Below are 19,810 nucleotides of genomic sequence, written 5' to 3'. Positions count from 1 at the left end.
CCTCGGGACTGGTTTTGAAGTACTTGAAAGAGGCAGGTTTGGTCATGGGCAAAAGCTACGCAACCGTCCTGCCTGCCTCAAGACAAGTTCTTCTGACAAGACCCCAAGTTCTTCTGACAAGACCCCACAGAGATCTCGCATCGCTAGCTTTGGATCACCGAATTACGTGAACCGAACACTTGGCATGATGCACGACTCTGTTCGCAGTGGAACCTAGAAATATGTCCTCGAATCCGGGCTTATGCGAAGCTAAGACGATGCAATCGGCGTCGCTCTGGTTTGCGAATTCGACAATTGCCCTACCCGCATGCCCGGAGATGAGCTGTACCTTCGCGTCTGAGATTTCAGAGGCAGTGTTATGCAGATTCTCCAATATCTCATGCCGCGTATGTGCAAGCACTTCACTTGGAATCTGAGAACCCACATATGCCGGAATAGGTTCTTGGACGTGCACAACGGTGAAAACAGCGTCGGCATCAGCCAATTGGCGCGCAGCCTTAAACGACGCTTGAGTGTCGTGTTCTTTGTCCAGAGCAACCGGGATCAGGATGTTTTTGTACATTTGACCTCCTATCTACTGCTCCGATGATTTCAGTTTGGTTTTTCGGCGGCACGAACCCTAAACAGGCTCAGACTTTGAAGATTTCCCCGCGCTGTTTGTAGCGGCTACGACATCATCAACTGTTTTCTCAACAGCTTCAGCTTCGGTTTCAGCGACATAAGATGCACAACGAGACACGGTTTCGAACCATTCCTGCGCGTCAGCAACCAACCGCTCAGCCGAATGGCGCTGCCACTCCGTCATACTCTGAAGGGCTTTCGATGGATCGGACGGGTTCGCAGAAGACACTTTGCGTGCAGCTTGTAGAGCCGTCCGAACCGCCTCATGACGCCGTTCGAACCAATGCTGCGCAAAGGCCTCTGTTTCTTCGAGCATTTTTTCTTGTGCGTCCCAAAATTGTTCGATCTGGGCACCGAAGGCTGGATTGCCAGACATGGGCGGCTGCATTTGCTTGAAAACATCCACAAGTGAGGTCGGGCTATTTGTGCTAGATTTCTTTGTCGGCATCGAAAGTTCCTCCTCATTTCCTTAATGAGCTATTGTGCCACCTGCGGCGCGCTTTCGCCTTAATACAGATCAATATCCCCCATTTTTTAGGATCTTCGGCTTAGGCTGCCACGGGACATTGGCATTCTCTCCGACATCGGTTCCAAGATGGCAGGGGTGGAGTTAAAGTAGTTTAGACAAGAACTTAACGCTTGAATCTCTATGCACATTGCCGGCTTTCTGATTACCCTAGGTGTCCTCTTCCTTGCCGGATTGGCGGCCGACCAACTTGGCCGGGTAACGCATCTTCCTCGTGTTACAACCTTGCTTTTCCTCGGTCTGATCGCCGGGAACGCCCGAATGGGTTTGATCCCACTCGACGTTGCAATGTGGTTCGACGAGATTTCCATTGTGGCTTTAACGATGGTCGCGTTTCTTCTTGGAGGTTCCTTAACCCGCGAGAACCTGGTTCGGCATGGCAGAGCCATTCTGACGATTTCGATTTCAATCGTGGTTGCAACCCTTGTTATCGTGTCTGCTGGATTGACCGCAATCGGCGTACCCTTCGGGTTGGCACTGGTGCTGGCGGCAATTGCTACGGCTACGGCTCCGGCCGCCATGACAGACGTGATCAAGCAATCTGGGGTGTCCAACAGCTTCACAGAGACATTAAAGGGCGTCGTCGCAATTGATGACGCTTGGGGTCTGATCGTTTTCAGCATCGCCTTGGTTCTGGCCGGTCATTCGGATGGTTGGGCCACCGTCACGACCACAGCGATGTGGGATTTCGGAGGGGCTATTTTGTTGGGTTCCGCGCTAGGCGTGCCATCCGCTTACCTCACAGGTCGCTTGAAGCCGGGAGAGCCAATGCAAGCCGAAGCGGTGGGAATCGTGTTTCTGACAGCAGGCTTTTCGTTGTGGCTAGAAGTTTCGTTCCTTGTCGCAAGCATGGTTGCTGGCGCAGTTATTGGGAATCTTGCCCGCCATCACGACCGTGCTTTTCATGAGATTGAGCACATTCAGTGGCCGTTCATGATTTTGTTCTTCCTACTGGCTGGCGCCACGCTGGATATTGAAGCCTTCGGCTTGATGGGCTGGGCTGGTGGTCTTTTCCTATTCTTGCGCGCCGTAGCCCGCCTCGTCGGGGGTTATTGTGGAGCGAGACTTGGCGGCCTGCCTAGCCGTCAGACCCGCTGGTACGGCCCAGCTTTGTTACCACAGGCCGGTGTCGCGGTAGGAATGGCCCTCGTCGCCGGAGAGCAATTTCCACATTGGGCCGCGTCGATCATGGCCTTTACTCTAGCCAGCGCTGTGGCCTTCGAGGTGTTGGGGCCGCCGTTGACTCTCATGTCAATCAGACGAACGGCTGACACAGATGAGCAGATTGGTCAGTAACTATTCAGACTGGATCGATTCAAGAAAGGCGAGCAAATTCGCCAACGGCAGGCCTACCATCATAGGTTGCCCATTAGGCAGAGCCACCGCGATTTGTTGGTCTGTCTCAAACACCGCGCCAAAGATTGGCATTTCGCCCCCATGGGCGAGCAATTGTGAACGACCGTCAATCTGTTCAGCTATAAGATCTATCGGAAACACACCGCCGTTCTCGCCCGCCAATTTGGTAAGGTCAGGTGTTCGAATAGCCAGCATTTCCGCCATTGGCCCGTCTCCGGTTGCTTCGAAACCGTGACATTGCCAGCAATACGTCCGGTACAAATCACTTCCCTCATCAACGCTGACCTCCTGCGCTAGTACGGGCCCCGTGACGAACAGTGCCAGTAAAATCCCTCGAAAAATCTGCATATGCTCCTCCAATTTGCTGCCCCGGAAGAAGATCTAATTATAAGGCATCCTTAAGAAAGCACTTTGACCTTGCTCATTTTGGACGCTCCTGTACGAGGATTGGCGTTTCAGTCGAATAGCGTTTGGTGTACGCGCCTAATTTATTCCTGCCGGCCTACAACTACGCCACCTCATCGTTGACCTCACCACCCTTGCGCGCAGACGGTTCTCCTTCCAATATATTCATATACCTGAGAATTCGTCAGAGGTGATAAGGCACGCGATGCAACCATCTGAGCGCATCCATCCGAGCCCAAGACTGGTAACAGGTTCCAAAGCGTCACGAATTGCTTTCCACCCTAAATCTGAAACCATCGAACATGTTTGCTTTGCCTTTAAGTCCGACGACAAACGACAGTTGGGTTGCGTTCAGCCTCGCAGACCCGTCGCAGCGAGGTGATTGACATAGATCAAAGCACCAACATGAATTACATAGTGAAATTCGAATGTTTCAACATATTCTACGTTCACCGTCCTGTCCCCAAGTAAACACAAAGGTGAATGGAATTTTGAAGGAGTGGAAGTTCCACCCACGGGGGCTCGGCAGGAGTGATGGCGAGCCCCCAGTTAGTTGATTGGCGCCCAATGTACCCAGGTTGAGACACACGGCATTCGGTGCAGCTTTGACCATAGGATTAAGCCGCTGCGCCAATCGAGACAAAAAGAGAAGGACGCCACTGACGACGTTCGGAGTGGGCAGTTGGCGGAAATCACTTATGAACTCTGTTGATCCAAACGAACAGAAACTCAGGCGGGCCCTTACAACCCCGTTGCTCACGCTTTATGGCCTTGGGGTAACGGTCGGAGCGGGCATTTATGTTTTAGTCGGCGCGACAGCAGACATTGCTGGACCGTTTGCAGCGTTTTCGTTCGTTTTAGCCGCGCTCGTCGTATCACTCACCGCGCTTTCGTATGCAGAACTCGCAACACGATTTCCCGTCAGCGCAGGTGAAGCGGCCTATGTTGAAGCGGGATTTCAGAAAAGATGGATGGCGGTTTTCGTCGGCCTCGCGGTCGCAGCTTCGGGGATTATCTCTGCCTCTGCAGTTGCAATTGGCGCAGCATCATACCTGCATGCTTTAACCGGTTTTGCGATCCCTGTTTTGACCATCAGCGTCGTTTTGATCATGGGTTTAATCGCACTTTGGGGGATCACTGAGTCGGTCTTTGTTGCGGCTGTCATTACGATCATCGAGATCGCAGGCCTTATCTTTGTGATTGGCTGGGGCATGTCGGTTCAGGATCCGCAGGGATACGGAATCAGTTCGATGCTTCCACCGCTTGAATTCGACGCGTGGAGAGGCATTTTCGCGGCATCACTTCTCGCCTTCTTTGCATTTGTTGGCTTCGAGGACATGGCCAACGTGGCAGAAGAGGTTAAAGACCCGGTCCGCACGATTCCAAAAGCGATTTTACTAACCCTCGTTTTGGCGACCGTGTTGTATCTAGGAACCTCAATGACGGTTCTACTTGTTGTTCCGATCGATGTTCTTTCGACATCCGCAGCCCCCCTCGCGCTTGTGTTTTCAAACGCGCCCGAGGTGATCAAACAGGGCTTTTCCGCAGTCGCGATTGTGGCGACAGTCAACGGAGTACTGATCCAGATGATCATGGCCTCGCGGGTGATCTACGGCCTAGCTGACCGTAACCGTTTACCGAAGGTTCTGGCGATTGTCCCAAAAGCAACTCAGACACCAGTTATCGCTACTTTGCTGGTCGTGGCGATCATCGTTTTGCTGACCCAAACTATACCGCTTGGTATTCTGGCAGAGCGCACGTCTCAGATCGTTCTCGGCGTCTTTGTACTGGTCAATATTTCGCTGATCCTGCTGAAGATGAAGCCGGACGAGTCCGCAAAGCACTTCCGCGTTCCTCTTGTGATACCGATCCTTGGGGTGATCACCAGTGCATTGCTTTTCGGATCTGGATTTCTCTAACTGATACAACGACCCAAAGGCCTCAACGAGCTGCCACGGCATATGACGACTGACCAAACTTCCATAGGATCAAAACTTTCGGCCTGGTGGCATAGAACGTTTGTGGATCTGGTTCAGCAGCTGCAATGGTCCTATCTGCCACCACTGATGGTCTATTTTGCGGCCGGCGTGTCCGGCCTGACCTCGGTCGTTGGTGCTTTTTTCCTAAAAGACTACCTCGATTTATCCGCCTCTTTCGTTGCAGGGCTAGCATTTTGGGCTGGTATCCCGTGGATACTAAAAATGCCGCTTGGTCATGTCGTGGACCTGTTTTGGCGCTGGAAGTCCCTGCTGATCTTGTTCGGCGCGTCCTTGATCACGTTGTCTTTGCTCACCATGTACGGGCTCGTGACCGCACCTGCGCAGATGTCCAGTTTCATGCCGCTGGAAGACTGGTATGTTGTTGCCTTGCTCTTGGCGCCTTCGGGCTATGCCATTCAGGACGTTGTTGCCGACGCCATGACGGTTGAGGCGGTGCCGAAGGTTGACCAGCACGGCCTACCATTTTCGCCTGAAGAAACCCGTGCTCAGCACACGACGATGCAAACCTTGGGCAGAGTTTCCATTATTTCTGGGTTTGCCGCTGTTGCGGCTGTAAACATCTGGATTTTCTCTGGAACAGAGGATCTGCAAAAATCCGATCGCCTTGCGCTTTATGGCCAGGTGTACCTGATAGCTCTGGCCATCCCTGTGTTATCCGTCAGCGGTGTCGTTCTTCACAGCTTGATCCAGCGTCAGCGTATAAGATCGGGCGACCCGCCCTACGCGCCGGATGAAGTCACCGAAGTCAAATGGTCCATATTGCTGGGCGGCTTCGCATTCGTTGTGCTTAGCATCGTGTTGGGAACCGCCGATTTCGAGTTTGCGCAAGAAACAGTCTTTGCGGTTTCTCTAACGGTGATCCTGTACCTTATGTCGCGCCTGTTGAAAGAGCTGGAACCAGCACAAGCCAGAGCCCTGATCGGGACAGCGACAATCATTTTTGTGTTTCGCGCTGTGCCGCTATCAGGACCAGGCCTGACTTGGTTTGAAATCGATGAACTGGGGTTCGATGAGCAATTCTTGGCAATCCTGGCATTGTTGACCTCGCTGCTGGCCTTGCTCGGGTTAATTGTTCTGCGGCCATTCATGGCCAACCGTTCGATTGCGCACGTAGTGGTACTGTTGACTATTGCGGCGGGCGTGCTCGCGCTGCCCAACCTTGCCCTCTATTACGGTGTGCATGAATGGACGGCGGCGCATACCGGTGGTGTTGTCGACGCAAGATTTATTGCCATCCTCGACACTGCTGTTGAATCGCCGCTTGGACAGATTGCCATGGTCCCGATGTTGGCTTGGATTGCACGCAATGCCCCTGTTCAGTTGAAAGCGACCTTTTTTGCGGTGATGGCATCATTCACAAACATGGCTTTGTCGGCGAGCAGCCTCAGCACCAAATACCTCAACCAAATATACGTCGTCACACGCGCCGTCACATATCCAGAGACCGGTGAGGTCACGTCTGCCGCGGACTACAGTCAACTTGGATACTTGCTGATCTCCGTAGCCGTGATCTCGGTGATCGTTCCACTGGCCACAGTGTTTTTCGTTCAAAACTCGCGCTTCCGAACGAGTGAATGATCACTGGCTTTCAACCTCTCTCAGCAGAGCTCTGAGATGTGAAACCGGGACGCCGATGTTTGAGCCACCAAACTCGGGCAGGATCGCAGCATTGATCGCAACGACCTCGCCCCGCCGATTCAATGCTGGCCCCCCGCTCCCACCGGTCGTGGTCTCGGCGTCATAAACGATGGCGCTCTCACTTGTTCGTGCAACGATCCCCCGGCTTGCGAGTGGGTGAATCTTGCTTTGAGTAGAAAGCCGGGACGCGATCGACCAAAAGTTCAGCGTTCCTTCTGCCTCCAGTTCCTCTAGAAAGCCCGGACCGGCCTGCGCGATCAAAGCTTTCAAACCCGTTGGATATCCCAACAGAAAAAGCTCTTCACCGACGCGCGACGTGGCATCCGCCAACGGAATTCCGAGGTCTTGAACGCTTGGCTCAACTGCCAAAATCGCCAAGTCTGCTGCTTCGCTGAACCGAACCAAACGCGCCTCTATTGGTTCCGTTTGATCAGGCAAATAGGCCAACAGCCTCAACATTTCAGGCTCAAGGCCAGCGTCGCTCAACGCCTTCTCTCGGTTCCCCGAAGTCCAGGGCAAAGCGACATGGCGGTTGGTGGCCATCAACGGTACCCCAGCAATCAAAAAGCCGGTTCCGGTGAATTGAAATTCTGCAGGTTCGCCGGTCCCGTCCGGTTCGATCCAAGGTTGGCCGAATGGGGTTTTCAGGTTTTCTCCATTCGGTCCCAATACATGCCGCAATATCTTCCCGCTTTCCACGTGGCGCAGTCCATAAGCCCCCTGAAGGAAAGCGACGGACCGGGTCGAGGCAGCGATCACCCGCGTGGGGGCTCCGGCCCGCTGCTCCAAGGTTCCAAGACGCTGCTCGGTCGACAGAACCTGGTTCTTAAAAGCTTCACGCAAAGAAGCCAAGTCATCAGGCGTAAGTGCATCTTCTCGCGTCTGGGCGAGCATAATCGCGACCGCTTCGATCTTGCGGGACTCCTGTTCAATACTATCCGCCAAGCGCCGGTCGTTTTGGTAAAGCAGGTACCCAAACCCCGCGATCACAAGAAGCGTCGCAAGTACTGTGATCCTGAACAGTATCGTGGTCTGAGACGCAAGCCGCCGCCCGCTGTCGCGCAGGGCACCAGACATCTTTTTAGCGAAGGGTCGACGGCTCGTTCGGGTGTAAGCATAGGCGTCACTGAGGATATCTTCGACTGTGTGGTGCGCGGGAAATGAGTGATCGCACAACCTGTATCGAGACATTGGGCCCTTTTCGCCGAACTCGATCATATCGCCATGCCTCAGAAGCGCCGATGAGGCTTTTTGTCCGTTCACCCATACATTGCGCCCTGTTGACGCGGCTATCGTGTAACCGTCGTCAGCCCACTTTAAGGTGGCAATATCGTTGTCATGCGGAGGCAGGTCGTCTTTAGGTCGAAGGCTTAACACCCTGCCATCGTTAACAGAAACGGTCAGGGCTTTATCGACCAGCCAGTTCACGTAGCCGCGCGATGGTCCGGTCAGGCTCTCCAGAAAGGCCCGCACCTCACCTTCACCAGCATGTCCTGAGGGTGTCATGCCACTCTCTTCTGGTTTTCGCATTGTGGCCCCCTACCCAAACGCGTGAGGGCATTCTACCACGCTTAAACGCCAAACCCATGGCCTGGTACGAATGTACAAAAAACACATTTGTACAGGTGCTTGCGGTGCCTGCGCGGATTCAACCAAAGACACTTATCAGGCCGCAACTCTAAGAAGGTCGATCCACGATCGACCCTCTGCTTTGCTCTTTTCAAGCACGGTATCGAGCCACCAGACCGTCTATTTCGACGGTACCTTGATCTTACGGCTTGGGTCCTGAGGCTCAATCTTCGGCATTTCTATATGCAGAACGCCCTTGTCGAACGTCGCTGAAATCTTGTCGATTTCTACAGTATCTGGCAGCGACATGGCTCTTGAAAAGCTGCCATAGCTTCTTTCGCTGACACGAAGATCGCCCGTTTCATCATGCGCAATCTTCTTCTGACCGCGCAGGATTAGCCTGCGATTCTTGATTTCAATTTCCACATCATCTTCTTCGAGCCCCGGCAATTCAGCCGTCAGGACAATCGCAGAATCCGTTTCTTGGACATCGATTGCCGGTGAAATCGCACCCGTCATATCAAGGGACGGAAAACCCGTGCGTTGCGCAGCCGTTTCCATCGGCAGGAAGGGTGATCCTTCCCCAAGAAAACGCGACATCAGGGTTTCCATTTCACGCCGAAAGTTGTCAGAGAGCGGATGCATTCCAGTGAAAAGTTGCGGGGACTTTTTGTCTTCTAACATTTTGAGCTTCCTCCATTGGCCTGATTTCACGCGCGCAACATTATGACAGGAAAAGCGGTCAAGGACCTTGATCTTGCGCAAGCATGCAACCTCAGGATCAGCCAGACCGAACGCGGCGGCTGAACGAACAGAAACGGGAAACTTCGTTCACTAAACTTGCCTCGTCGTGGTGAAGTTAACACCATTCTCAGTAGTCTTGATCGGAATCCCAGGTCAGCTTAGCGTTTATTTTGAATGAGCCCGAGCTGCCTAGCTTTAGCACAGTGGAGCAAAACTGTATGAAATGGCCTTATCTGGCGCTGATTTACGTTTTGCTGATCTTGGCTCCCTTGGGTTTTTCTTGGTCCTTGGGGTGGCCACCACGATCATTTAATCAAGAGCTCGCGTCCGGGCTTGGGATGCTGGCTTTTTCAATAATCTTAGTCGAGTTCCTGCTGTCTGGGCGGTTCAGGTTCATCTCTTCCGGTCTGGGTATGGATGTAACCATGCGGGTGCATCAGTTGATGGCGCGTACAGCACTCGGCTTTGCGCTGATACACCCGCTTCTCTATCAGGGTACGCCTTCGGGCGGACGCCGCCCGTGGGATGAAACAAACCAACTTACGATTTCCACCGACTTTTCTACGCTGGTATCGGGCATCGGCGCATATCTATTTCTGTTCATTTTGGTCGCCTCGGCAATTGCCCGCAAATCCCTTGATTACAAATACGAAACATGGCGCCTCTTACACGGGCTGGGAGCCTTGGTGATCGCATGCCTGTTGTTGCATCACACGGTCTATGCTGGGCGCTACGGTGGGCATCCGCTACTAACCTATCTCTGGCTTGCCCTAACCAGTATTGCAGTTGGAACTTTGCTGTATGTCTATCTCGTTCGCCCTTTACGTCAGAGGAAGAGACAGTGGCGCGTCACGTCTGTGTCTCGACTAACACCGAAGCAATGGGAGTTGCGCGTCGTTCCAGATGGTCACAACGGACTAAACTTCGAAGCAGGGCAATTTGCTTGGCTAAACGTCGGCCACAGTGTTTTTTCGCTGCATGAGAACCCATTCTCGATTAGTTCGGCACCAGCCGAAGGCCCCGAAGTTTCATTCATGATAAAGGAGCTTGGGGATTTCACATGCGGCCTCAGACAGATCGCTCCGCAAACCACGGCCTATCTGGATGCCCCGCACGGAAATCTATCGATCAGCCACCGAACTGAGAAAGGCATTGTTCTGATCGCAGGTGGTGTCGGGATCGCGCCCATGTTGAGCATTGTGCGTCAGGTACGGTTGAGTGGAACACAGTACGAGCTCAAGCTTATCTATGGCAACCGGGTGGAGGAGCAGATTGCTTTTCGCCAGGAGTTGTCCAAAGAAGAAACGGTATTTGTTCTATCCGAGCCGCCAGAGGATTGGTCCGGAGAGACAGGCTTGATCGACGGTCATCTGTTGGACCGCAATTTGTCTTCTGAACAATTTGAAAGCTGGCTTTTTGTTCTCTGCGGCCCCCCTGCCATGATGGACACGGTCGAAGATCATCTGATTGAGCGGGGCACCGCGTCACACCGGATTTTGTCTGAAAGGTTTGACTATGATTAGACTGCTCAGAAACCTGCCCGCACGCCAACAAGTAAAACTCGCAGTTTGGTTGATCAGTATTTCAATCTTCGTCGCTGTCTTGGCCTTTTGCTTAAGGTAGAAAGCTAGACCGCCAGGGGTTGGCTAGCTTCAAGGCTGCCGGCCGAAAAGGCAGGTATTCTTGGAGATGGATGCCGTCACGAACTTCCTAATAAACATGCTCCGCGTGGACAGCATGAGCATACCGCAACGATCCAGATATGCCCCCATGAAACGCCTTTGATGGAGATCAAGGGCAACGCACGTCACTTATTCATAATAAGCAATCTATTCAGACCGATTTTTGGGAGGATCGGAATGACTTTACTCATCGCCTTCGCCACGGTCGAAGGCCAAACAGCAAAGATTGCGCGCTTCATCACCGATCTCGCGAAGAATGCCGGTTTCGATGCAAAGCTGATCAATACCGATGAAACGCCCGGCCACGTTTCACTTGACGAAGTGGTCAAGGTTATTCTCCTGGCCCCTGTCCACGAGCGTAAGCACCCCAAGTCATTCGAAGCATTTGTCGCTTCAAATAGAGATGCCTTAATGAAGCGAAAGTCTCTCGTGCTTTCCGTCGGTCTAAAAGCTGCTTTCGCGTCAGGTCGAGAAGAAGCACGCGACTATCTTGACGAAATGCTTCTTCGAACAGGTTTTGAACCAAATGCGACGGCTTTGATCGCAGGCGCGGTGAGGCCCGAAAACTACGGGTATTTTGAGAGGGAGATTCTTCAGCGCGTCGTCTTGCTCGGTCGAAAAATCGATCCACGAGAAGGGGCAAGGGAGTTTACTGACTGGGATGAACTCACGTTAATTGTGATAGAGTTCCTTGGCGAAAACGGGCGGGCAAACACGCTTCAACCTCAAGCGAGTACCCAATAACAACTGGCTGTTCCCGTATTAACCGATGAACGTATAGAGCTACCTATACCAGCAAATCACAGTCGCCAGTTCTCTTCATCAGTGCCCGAACAGCACTGGCAACCTTGTCTGCTCCAACATTGCTTGTGTCGTTCCCCCAAATACCGACTGACGCAAATGGGAATGCCCGTAAGCGCCCATAACAACGAGGTCGGCCCCCAATTCTCTTGCGCGTTCCTGAATGCAGTGTTCAATTGAATTCCCGCCGCACCGAAACTGCGACACGGTCACAGTGCAACCGTGATGGCTGAGCCATCCAGCTAGGTCGGTTCCGGGCGCTTGACCTTCTACGTCATCAGGCGACGGCAAATCAAAACACCCAATCACAACTTCGTTGGCCGCCAGAAGAATGGGTAAAGCTAAATGCGCAACCCTAGACGCAGGCAGGCTATCATTCCATGCCAAAAAAATGCAGTCGCGTTGGGCAAACGGATCTCCATTTATCATCAGGCCTACCGGCGAATGGAACAATACTCCGTACGCGATCTTATGAAACAAATCGGGGTCTTTTCGCAACTCAGCGTCTAGAAAGGCGATATCAGAGCGATTGGCTTGGCCAGCCACAAGATGCTTCAACTCTGCTCCAGATCCCATAAAGGCAATTACATTTGCAGATACGCCTTGCCCTACCAGAAGCGCTTCAACTTCTGTGGCGCGGGACTTCAAGGCGGCATTTTTTCCGTTAAGAACATCCAACCAGTTTGAGGGAAGACCCGCCTCAACGAACCTGTTTGATCCATACTTTAGGTACGGCAGGTTGGGTAAGTCCGCGATCAACACGCAATTCAAGTGAATGTTGTGGTTACAAGCAGTTTCAGCGCATTTCAAAATCGAAGCGTCGTCAGCATCAACTCCTACATAATATGCCACTGTTTTGTGTTGCATTCCCGACCTCCGTCCGGAATTTCAATTCGCCCAAAGGCCGTGCTCACGGATTAAACCTACGAAGAGACAGTGTTGTTGGTCGCTCTTCTTATTTCGGCAGCATGAAAAACTCTTCCAGCACAATCTTGCCTTCCGCCACCGAATACACCGCGATCTCGCACAGGGTCATACGCTCACCCGTGGCCTTCTGAACGACCTCGGCTCTGAAGCGCACTCCAAAGCGGTTGGGTGGGTGGACGTAGGGGCCATCCACTTCTAGTTCTTGGATTTCATGCGATGCCAACCAATCCTCTCTTTTTCCCTTGATGGCTTCTCGCCCCTTTGAAACGCGGAATTGTCGAACCGGAGGCACGACTGCCTCTATCGACTGTGCGTTTTCGGCATACATTTCATCAACACTTGCAAGGCCCCTGCGCTCACGCATGGCCTGGGCGAATGATCTTCCGATTTCGATCAACTCTTCCATGAGCCCCCCCCCTGAATTACCATTGACAGTACCACGTCTTGCCCGCGCCAATCTTGACAAGGATCAATAAGAATATCGATGGATACTGTGAGGCCGGTTCGAACAAGTCTCAGCTAGGCCAACAGACATGTCGCTTATAGCGCGCCAAGTTCGCGCCACTCGGCAAGAGCGGCGGCGCCGTGACAACTTGAAGGTGTCTCGGTTGGGAAGGGATCGCCCCAGGCTGAAGTGATTGGAGACGGAGGAGTGAACGGCGACGAGCTTCTGCAAACTTCGCATCCGCCTTAACCGCTGCATCGTATGTCGCGAAAGGTTGTTTTGTCCGCAGACTAGCCGTTGGGGCACCGCGTAGCGGAGGTCTGCTAACCGCCCATAGAGACAGCTGCAGCGCCGTTCGCCAATGAGCTATACGGGCTCGATGCGGTCGCTCAGCCAAATTCATTGAACGACTGCATTGCGGACACTAGCTGCCGTTCGCCTCAGCGCAGCAATATTCCGACAGACACATGACCCATTGACCAATGCTTGTGTTACGTTTCCTCTTGGCAGAACATATGTGGCAACGTTTTCAGGGAATGAACAAACATGAGTTTTGTTGAAGCAATAAAGACGTGCCTCACAAAATACTTCGTTTTTTCCGGGCGCGCGGCGCGGTCAGAGTACTGGTGGTTTGTGTTGTTCGTGGTCCTCGTCAGCATTGTTTTGGCAATCATCGACGCCTCTCTATTCGGCGTGAACCCTGAAACTGGAGAGAGTAGCCAAGTCTTAACTCCGATCTTCCAACTTGCAGTTGTCGTGCCCATGCTGGCCGCCGGATGGCGGCGTTTGCATGACACTGGAAGACCAGGCTGGTACTTGCTCTTGCCTGCAGCGCTCAGCATCGCAACCATGTTCATGCTGTTCAGTGGCATCGCTGTATTTTCAGTCCTCGAGCAAGGGGCTGACGACCCTGAAGCATTGAGGGGCCCAGCGGCTCTACTTGGCGTCACAGGTTTGATGGTTGTGGGAGTTCTTCAACTGATACTCTCTGTGCTGATGATCTGGTGGCTAAGCCGACCGTCACAGGAAGGTGAAAATGAATATGGTGCACCCGCAGCTTGAACTTATGACGTGGATCATCAGTGCTTTCGCGGCAGAATGACGAAACATGGCTTAGTTGCCTAGGAGGTTACTTATGAAGAGACATCTAGTCGCCGGCACGGTCCTCACAATCATGATGTCATCACCTGCCATGGCTGAGTGGAACTTCAGTGGGCCGCCGAACGCCAACGCCTTCATTCAGACCGGCGACATGACTCTGGAGTTGCAGTGCGACCGTGTCCGTTTCGCGCCAGCAGGTTATGACGACTCGCAGGATATTGTCTCCAGGCAGGGCCTGTCCTTTCGGTTCATGAAGGATGGTTCGACCGAGGTAGGTGCGTTTCAGGCAGGATCAGTGAATGCGGATATCTCGCTCGTCGACAACTATCCTGTTGAGGTCCGTTTCTTCGATCAGGGCGACTATGATTTCGTTTTGGATCAGATTGCGCAGAACGCCGTTCTGAACCTTTCGATGGCTGACCAGGATGTCTCTTATGGTATCTTCACGCTCAAAGGATCTTCCGCGGCGGTAAGATCCCTGCGCGCGGCCTGCGGCTCTAACGCGTCGACATCTCAGAGCATGGAGGCGCCAGAAGGCATTGTGTATTGCGGTGGCGGTGCCGTGCAGAGGGTCATCGAATACGCCATCGTGGGTCAACCCGGCGAGCAGTGGGATGCTATCGTGACCGTCAATGGTGAGACAGTTCGGGCGATGACTTCATATAGCTTCTTCGGAAATTCTGAACCACCAGCAGGCTTCCAGGTGGCGCTCCTGGGTGAAGATCGGTCAGAGTTCCTCGTCTTCAGCGATGGGGGCCGGAACTGGATCGAGTTTGGCGATTACACCTACGATCAGTGCAACTGAGGCACACGGAAGGGCTGGAGACACGAACATGGGTAGCCAACTGGTTGGAAATGGCAATCGCGCCGGCGCTGGGGTTTTGGCGGTTGCTGTTTGTGCTCTTTCCGTGGCCTTCTATACGCCCTCGGCGCACGCGCAGGATTTGTCCGGGCTGCCCACACAGCTTCTTGAAAGAGTAGAGGCCGCGCAGCAGGCATGTTCGGATATGGAGAACGGGCAGTTCGCCCTTGAATTGGGAGCCATCCACCGCGTCGATCTCGATGGAGACATCGAGCGGGACTGGGTTCTGGACGAGGCGGGTTTTGCCTGTTCCACCGCTGTGTCGCTCTATTGCGGGACAGGCGGTTGCATGTCTCACTTCTTGGTCGAGGAACATTTGTTCTCGCTTCTCAATCAGGGATGGGACATGGCGAACATCGGCCCATTTCGCGTGCTTTTGGCGGATGTGCATGGCTCGCAATGTGGTGGGATCAACCCAACGCCCTGCATCGTGGCCAGTGTTTGGGATTCAGATGAAACGGTCTGGCGCAGCACGGGTGCAGAGTGGGAGTAGAATATATGGAAAGGCGCCTCGAAAAGATCATGCGTGCCATATGTGCCTGCGCTTTGGCGCTGTCGGTGACGGGATGCGTCGAAACCGCTCAAGAGTTAGCGATCAGCGAACCCGACCCGGAACTGAACTTCGTTCGCGGTTACCGAAGTGTTGCGGACGAGTGCCAGCTTGTCGGCGAAACGGCGTTTACTGGCGATTTGCTCGACGATTCGGCCGATCTTGTGGCCTGTCCGACGGGAAGTGCAGCAATGGCAAGCCTAATGGCGGAAACGGGAGCGCCCGTAATCACCCAAACCAACAGCTTCTCGTTCTTCAGCATTCCCTACCGCTGAACCACATGCTTGCCCTGGACTTTGAATGGTCCTCTCTGTCGATGAGTTCAGGACAACTGCCGGACTACTCCGGAACATCCATCGAGAAGAAGTACGTCGCGCACAACGCTTGACCGGCAATGCCTGCAGGCGGTTCCATGCCAGTAAACATCGCTACGCCAAGGTAGGTAAACCCGGAGCTGTCCTCACTCCAGGTTGCCATATACGTGACTGGTTGGTCGCCACAAAGCGTGTTTCCCTGCCTTAGTGGGCCTGCATCGCCTGATACACGAAACACCTGAGCAACAGGCACGTCGCCAGACGCACCCCAATTGCCTGAACTCTTGGGGTCATGAACTTCGAGATCAAGAAACCTGCCGGTCTCGAAGACCATCCGCTTGGTAGACATGATTACTGGCCCGGTAATCGCCAATGCCGTTTCGCTGGAAGGATTGAAAGCGTTAGAATCCTCAAAAAGCGGCTGGGATGATGCTGGCCCCCCCAATATCCCCATAGCCATTGACAGCATCAGGATCGATCGACGCATTTGAATCTCCATTGTGCGAAGTGGTCTGACAACCTTAAAGGTCCTTTTGCTTCGTCGTCGAATGCGGCCGCGAGTTCCTGTTCACTGTCTCGAATGCTGCGCAAGCGATCAAGGTCTGAGAAGGGCTCGGTGCGGTCATTGGCAGGTTTTTTTTAAGAATGTCTACTTTGCCGACTTTGCGGTCTGTCAGAAAAGGGAAAGAACCCGTGCGAGTTTTCCTGCCTTCGAACGTTAAGTGTCAGCGAGGTTCAAACGGCGCAGCGATCAGGCCGATGGCCAGATAAGGTTCAAGATCAAAACGACGATGAAAATGATCGGAAAGAAAATCAACGCTTGTTGAACTTTTGAACGGTTCTCAAACCAACCCATACTTCTTACAGCCCAATATGCGCCACCACACAAAAGACCCGTGACAATCGCGTGCAACCAATCCATTAGCAGTCCTCCGCAGGCAGCATAGTCACATCAGAGTAGCGACCATCCGCCGTTGTTATCCGCGCGCAAGCGCCAGTATCACGGTTAAACCAGAATGACGTGAGACCCTCGGAGCGGATCAACTCGTACCCGAGGTTCTGTATGCCCATCTCCGCTTGGCCGGCACGTGCTCCTTCGAATGCAGTCAAATCGCTTGAACTGCCAATAGCAGGTTGGCCCGGTTCGGTAGAAGTGCTTGGAGTATCACATGCGACAAGGCCAAGTGCTGCAAATCCAGCCACAAAGGGAACAAATGACTTCATTGGATTTCCTGCTTGTTGAACTCGGTGGCTACTCGATGCCGATACCAATATCAAAGGTGACCGGTTGCGCCCCGGCGTTTAGGACCTCGACCACATGATCGCCAGACTGCCAAAGTTGGCCTCGATAAGGGGTATCAGAAGAGATCAGGTCTAGAAGGAGCGAGCCATCCGGGTTGAAAATTTTGTAGTCCAACGCGCCACCGTGGGAACCCACGTCCACGCGCATGAACTGACCATCTGCTGCGCCGAGCACGTAGCTCACTGATGTATTCGGGTTCAAAGTGCCCGACATCGCTGCGCCGCTGGTACCTGCCGCGAATTGGACCCGTTGGGTTCCTGAAACTACGGGTAAACCGCCGGACCCCGCCATTGCGCCTTGGCCGTCATCGGCGGCCTGCGCGACGCTGAGTTCAGCGACTTGACCGTCGTTGGACACAAGACATCTCCAGACTGTCTCGCCTTTGTCTTGCAGCATGACGAGCGAATTTGCTTCGGAAAACTCTGTAGACAGAACAGTGCCGCTTTGTCCGTCCGGCCCACCCACAGAACGCAATTGGTCGATGCAACTGTCAATCGCGTCCTGTCCGACGTCAGCGGCCGAGGCGAACGTCGGCGAGATACAAAGAGACAAAGCCAGAACCTTTGATCGCATAACTAAACTCTCCTGGTATTAATTAGACACCGCCGCGTCGCGCAGTTGCTGCAATACGGCATCACATTCGCTGGCCGCTCCGACGATCGCATCCCCGTTTTCTTCCGCGTCCGGGGTCAGTTCTCTCAGGTTAGTGACAGCACGGTTAAAAACTTGATCGACCTGTTCTTCTGTCAGAAGGCCCTCCTGTTGCGCTGCATTTGCAATCCCACAAACACCGGCTGAAAGCCCGGTAGCGATGCCCATTCCAGCGCCACTGCCGATGCCCAGCATCCCGCCACCAATACCGCCCACAAGCAGCCCTATAACCAGTCCCAAAATCAGTTTACCCATTTGTTTTGTTTCCTAATGCTCTGAGGTTTGTCACCATTACAGAGGCTAATTTGCTCTATTCTTTTTCCTGCATAATCTCACCAAAATCACCAAATTCACCGACGGCGCCAGTATTGCTAACAGTGGCCTGACGGTCTCCGGCGCAAATTCAATTGCAAGAACCCACGGTAGGCCCAAGGGTAGCAGAAATAGCCCAGACAAGGGATCTCTTGGCTGTTCAAACCAGCCGAAGGTTCCTGTCATAAAGATGAAACTCGCGCCTGCCCACAGCAACATGAAAACCCAAATCGCGGCTTTGCACAGCATCAGTCATCGCAACGTTCCAGCAAGCTATTTCGCAAAACTAGAGCGTTCCTTCGTTAGTAAGCGACATTATACCGTCTGTGGAGCCGTCACTGTAAGCGATGCACTGCCATGGCGCGCGGTCCGGTCCGACGCCGACGCGCACAAACGTCCCGGCTTCAGAGAACTCCGAACCGAGCAGTGCCACATCCGGATTGTTGGTTGTCGCAGTGACATCACGCAAGCAAGCTTGCTCCGCCGCGTTTGGTGCCGCCGACGTAGCACTGGTTGTGCTACCTTCATCACAAGCGGTGAGAAGTGCAACCGCTGGAAAAGCCAAAAGAAAGTTTTTCATAATGTACCCTGTTTCACGTTGACCTAGGAAAGCGCCGAGGCGCTTTCTCCGGGATCTTAATTTTGTCCCATATTCAACAATACGGTATTCACTTGGTTGGTCAAATTTTTGCGAATTGAATACGCTACCTAATTCAGTCCAATCAAATTGTGTCCGCTTCGGGGTCAGGGCAAACGTTCGATGCGTAGTAGGGCCATAGGCCGGATAAACGGCAGCTTCGGGCTCGAAACAGTCATTAGCTGCAACTTGCGCCAACGACCGAGAAGCGCACAAAGTGAGCATTCGCTGCGCTAGCACGAATGTCTGCTTTTGAAAAAGCTGGCCGGTCAAAAACGGTCGTTTCTGTCTCGGTAAAAGTTATAGGCAAAACGCAGGGGCCCGACAATGTCGAGCCCCTGAACATATCCGTTTTGCTCCCTCAAGCTACCATGTCGACTACGGCATTTGTCGCAGCAACCATACTGCCATGATCCGCCATCATCTCAGTCAGAGAGCCCACGAGGGTGCTGTCAGACAGATTCTAACCAGTCTCAGTTTCCCAATAACCACGGGAACTTAGGCGGAACAGAGCTTACGCCACTCGGCGAGAGCGGCGTTGCGGATCAGCTTGAAGTTTTCGCGGGTGTAGAGGTGGCGCTCCTGGTTGAAATGGTTGTAAACGGAGGAATGAACGGCGGCGAACTTCTGCAAACTTCGCATGCGCCGGAAGCGCTGCATGGCCCGTTCTCTTCGTCGGAATGGCAGGTGCGAATTCTCAACCCGATTGTTCAACCAACGGCCTGTATGCTGCAGATCGGCCGGCCCAACCTCCCGCAACGCCGCACCGTACGAAGGGAGGCGGTCCGTCACCAGAACTTCCGGCCGACCGTAGCGCCGCATCAATTTTCTGAGGAATTTCAGAGCGGCTCGCTTGTTTCGACGTTTCGTGACCACGGCTTCCAGAACTTCGCCTTCGTGATCAACAGCGCGCCACATGTAGTGACGTTCGCCGTTGATCTTCACGAAAACCTCGTCGACATGCCACTGCCATTGCCGCCCGGATCGCAGTCTTTCCGCCCGCCGACGCCGGATTTCTGACGCGAACATCGGACCAAATCTGTTCCACCAGAAACGGATCGTCTCGTGACTTACATCAATACCGCGCTCGTGCAGCAGATCTTCGACATTCCGCAGCGACAAAGGGAAACGAACGTACATCATGACCGCCAAGCGGATAATTTCCGGGCTGCTATGAAAGTATTTGAATGGATCACACTTGGGCATGGCCAGAGGCTACGAAACCGCCCTGCCCGCCTCAACCAAATTCCTTCTGACAACACCAGCGAAGCGATCTGTGACGACCTCCTTGGCGCAACCGTGCCGTTTCATCAATTTCCTGAGGAATTTTAGTGCTGCAGCCTTGTTTCGGCGCTTGGTGACAACT

At 53.4% G+C, this 19,810-nt stretch carries 21 protein-coding genes and 1 pseudogene; 9 read left to right on the top strand and 13 right to left on the bottom strand.

What is annotated here, in order from left to right; translation table 11 throughout:
• Positions 1 to 154 precede the first annotated feature (154 nt).
• A complete protein-coding gene (locus ACR0FC_RS19160) occupies positions 155 to 562 on the bottom strand; it encodes a universal stress protein (protein ID WP_093964967.1) in 408 nt (135 codons plus the stop codon).
• A 57-nt stretch (positions 563 to 619) separates the two neighbouring features.
• Positions 620 to 1,069, bottom strand: coding sequence for a phasin family protein (locus tag ACR0FC_RS19155; RefSeq protein ID WP_170343047.1), 450 nt, complete (start codon positions 1,067 to 1,069; stop codon positions 620 to 622).
• 201 nt (positions 1,070 to 1,270) lie between these two features.
• Between ACR0FC_RS19155 and ACR0FC_RS19150 the strand changes: the two genes are divergently transcribed.
• Complete coding sequence (locus ACR0FC_RS19150) at positions 1,271 to 2,443, top strand: cation:proton antiporter (RefSeq protein ID WP_170343045.1); 1,173 nt, start codon at positions 1,271 to 1,273, stop codon at positions 2,441 to 2,443.
• On the opposite strand, the gene ACR0FC_RS19145 is transcribed toward ACR0FC_RS19150, so the two are convergent.
• Positions 2,444 to 2,851, bottom strand: coding sequence for a c-type cytochrome (locus ACR0FC_RS19145; protein WP_141138522.1), 408 nt, complete (start codon positions 2,849 to 2,851; stop codon positions 2,444 to 2,446). It abuts the gene before it with no gap.
• A 755-nt stretch (positions 2,852 to 3,606) separates the two neighbouring features.
• Between ACR0FC_RS19145 and ACR0FC_RS19140 the strand changes: the two genes are divergently transcribed.
• Both ACR0FC_RS19140 and ACR0FC_RS19135 read left to right on the top strand, forming a co-directional pair.
• On the top strand, positions 3,607 to 4,827 hold the full coding sequence (locus ACR0FC_RS19140; protein ID WP_170343043.1) for an APC family permease: 1,221 nt from the start codon (positions 3,607 to 3,609) through the stop codon (positions 4,825 to 4,827).
• Between the two features lie 42 nt (positions 4,828 to 4,869).
• Positions 4,870 to 6,486: an MFS transporter gene (locus ACR0FC_RS19135; RefSeq protein ID WP_093964963.1), complete on the top strand. Its 1,617-nt coding sequence runs from the start codon at positions 4,870 to 4,872 to the stop codon at positions 6,484 to 6,486.
• Here the strand turns inward: ACR0FC_RS19135 and ACR0FC_RS19130 are convergent, their stop codons facing one another.
• Both ACR0FC_RS19130 and ACR0FC_RS19125 read right to left on the bottom strand, forming a co-directional pair.
• The gene (locus ACR0FC_RS19130; RefSeq protein ID WP_170343041.1) at positions 6,487 to 8,076 is read right to left on the bottom strand and encodes a trypsin-like peptidase domain-containing protein; all 1,590 of its coding nucleotides are present in this window, start codon (positions 8,074 to 8,076) and stop codon (positions 6,487 to 6,489) included.
• A gap of 219 nt (positions 8,077 to 8,295) precedes the next feature.
• On the bottom strand, positions 8,296 to 8,880 hold the full coding sequence (locus ACR0FC_RS19125) for an Hsp20/alpha crystallin family protein (RefSeq protein WP_170343039.1): 585 nt from the start codon (positions 8,878 to 8,880) through the stop codon (positions 8,296 to 8,298).
• Between the two features lie 197 nt (positions 8,881 to 9,077).
• On the opposite strand from ACR0FC_RS19125, the gene ACR0FC_RS19120 reads away from it, so the two are divergent.
• Positions 9,078 to 10,382, top strand: coding sequence for a ferredoxin reductase family protein (locus ACR0FC_RS19120; protein ID WP_093964960.1), 1,305 nt, complete (start codon positions 9,078 to 9,080; stop codon positions 10,380 to 10,382).
• A gap of 336 nt (positions 10,383 to 10,718) precedes the next feature.
• A complete protein-coding gene (locus ACR0FC_RS19115) occupies positions 10,719 to 11,285 on the top strand; it encodes a flavodoxin domain-containing protein (protein ID WP_170343037.1) in 567 nt (188 codons plus the stop codon).
• Between the two features lie 78 nt (positions 11,286 to 11,363).
• Here the strand turns inward: ACR0FC_RS19115 and ACR0FC_RS19110 are convergent, their stop codons facing one another.
• The 3 genes and pseudogenes from ACR0FC_RS19110 to ACR0FC_RS19100 all read right to left on the bottom strand — a co-directional run.
• A complete protein-coding gene (locus ACR0FC_RS19110) occupies positions 11,364 to 12,209 on the bottom strand; it encodes a universal stress protein (protein ID WP_170343035.1) in 846 nt (281 codons plus the stop codon).
• Between the two features lie 88 nt (positions 12,210 to 12,297).
• Positions 12,298 to 12,675, bottom strand: coding sequence for a SnoaL-like domain-containing protein (locus tag ACR0FC_RS19105; protein ID WP_170343033.1), 378 nt, complete (start codon positions 12,673 to 12,675; stop codon positions 12,298 to 12,300).
• A 134-nt stretch (positions 12,676 to 12,809) separates the two neighbouring features.
• Positions 12,810 to 12,972: pseudogene (locus tag ACR0FC_RS19100) on the bottom strand (IS6 family transposase); the annotation flags it as partial.
• A 288-nt stretch (positions 12,973 to 13,260) separates the two neighbouring features.
• Between ACR0FC_RS19100 and ACR0FC_RS19095 the strand changes: the two are divergent.
• The 4 genes from ACR0FC_RS19095 (at position 13,261) to ACR0FC_RS19080 (ending at position 15,502) form a co-directional block, all read left to right on the top strand.
• The gene (locus tag ACR0FC_RS19095; RefSeq protein WP_093964957.1) at positions 13,261 to 13,776 is read left to right on the top strand and encodes a DUF805 domain-containing protein; all 516 of its coding nucleotides are present in this window, start codon (positions 13,261 to 13,263) and stop codon (positions 13,774 to 13,776) included.
• A 73-nt stretch (positions 13,777 to 13,849) separates the two neighbouring features.
• The gene (locus ACR0FC_RS19090) at positions 13,850 to 14,620 is read left to right on the top strand and encodes a hypothetical protein (protein WP_093964956.1); all 771 of its coding nucleotides are present in this window, start codon (positions 13,850 to 13,852) and stop codon (positions 14,618 to 14,620) included.
• Between the two features lie 28 nt (positions 14,621 to 14,648).
• Complete coding sequence (locus ACR0FC_RS19085; RefSeq protein WP_093964955.1) at positions 14,649 to 15,170, top strand: hypothetical protein; 522 nt, start codon at positions 14,649 to 14,651, stop codon at positions 15,168 to 15,170.
• Positions 15,171 to 15,175: 5 nt separating this feature from the next.
• The gene (locus tag ACR0FC_RS19080; protein ID WP_141138521.1) at positions 15,176 to 15,502 is read left to right on the top strand and encodes a hypothetical protein; all 327 of its coding nucleotides are present in this window, start codon (positions 15,176 to 15,178) and stop codon (positions 15,500 to 15,502) included.
• A 64-nt stretch (positions 15,503 to 15,566) separates the two neighbouring features.
• Here the strand turns inward: ACR0FC_RS19080 and ACR0FC_RS19075 are convergent, their stop codons facing one another.
• The 5 genes from ACR0FC_RS19075 to ACR0FC_RS19055 all read right to left on the bottom strand — a co-directional run bounded on the left by ACR0FC_RS19075 (position 15,567) and on the right by ACR0FC_RS19055 (position 19,650).
• The gene (locus tag ACR0FC_RS19075) at positions 15,567 to 16,028 is read right to left on the bottom strand and encodes a hypothetical protein (RefSeq protein ID WP_170343031.1); all 462 of its coding nucleotides are present in this window, start codon (positions 16,026 to 16,028) and stop codon (positions 15,567 to 15,569) included.
• Positions 16,029 to 16,793: 765 nt separating this feature from the next.
• On the bottom strand, positions 16,794 to 17,417 hold the full coding sequence (locus ACR0FC_RS19070) for a hypothetical protein (protein WP_093964952.1): 624 nt from the start codon (positions 17,415 to 17,417) through the stop codon (positions 16,794 to 16,796).
• Between the two features lie 18 nt (positions 17,418 to 17,435).
• Complete coding sequence (locus ACR0FC_RS19065) at positions 17,436 to 17,750, bottom strand: hypothetical protein (RefSeq protein WP_093964951.1); 315 nt, start codon at positions 17,748 to 17,750, stop codon at positions 17,436 to 17,438.
• A 343-nt stretch (positions 17,751 to 18,093) separates the two neighbouring features.
• Entirely contained in the window at positions 18,094 to 18,717 is a 624-nt protein-coding gene (locus ACR0FC_RS19060; protein WP_254437861.1) for a hypothetical protein, read from the bottom strand.
• Between the two features lie 225 nt (positions 18,718 to 18,942).
• Positions 18,943 to 19,650 (bottom strand): IS6 family transposase, encoded by a 708-nt coding sequence (locus ACR0FC_RS19055; RefSeq protein ID WP_170343030.1) that lies wholly within the window; start codon positions 19,648 to 19,650, stop codon positions 18,943 to 18,945.
• Between the last annotated feature and the right edge of the window lie 160 nt (positions 19,651 to 19,810).

Source organism: Ruegeria sp. BB9 (assembly GCF_056539345.1).
Note: the sequence above shows the minus strand (reverse complement) of the source record. Positions and strands in the feature narration are given on the sequence as shown.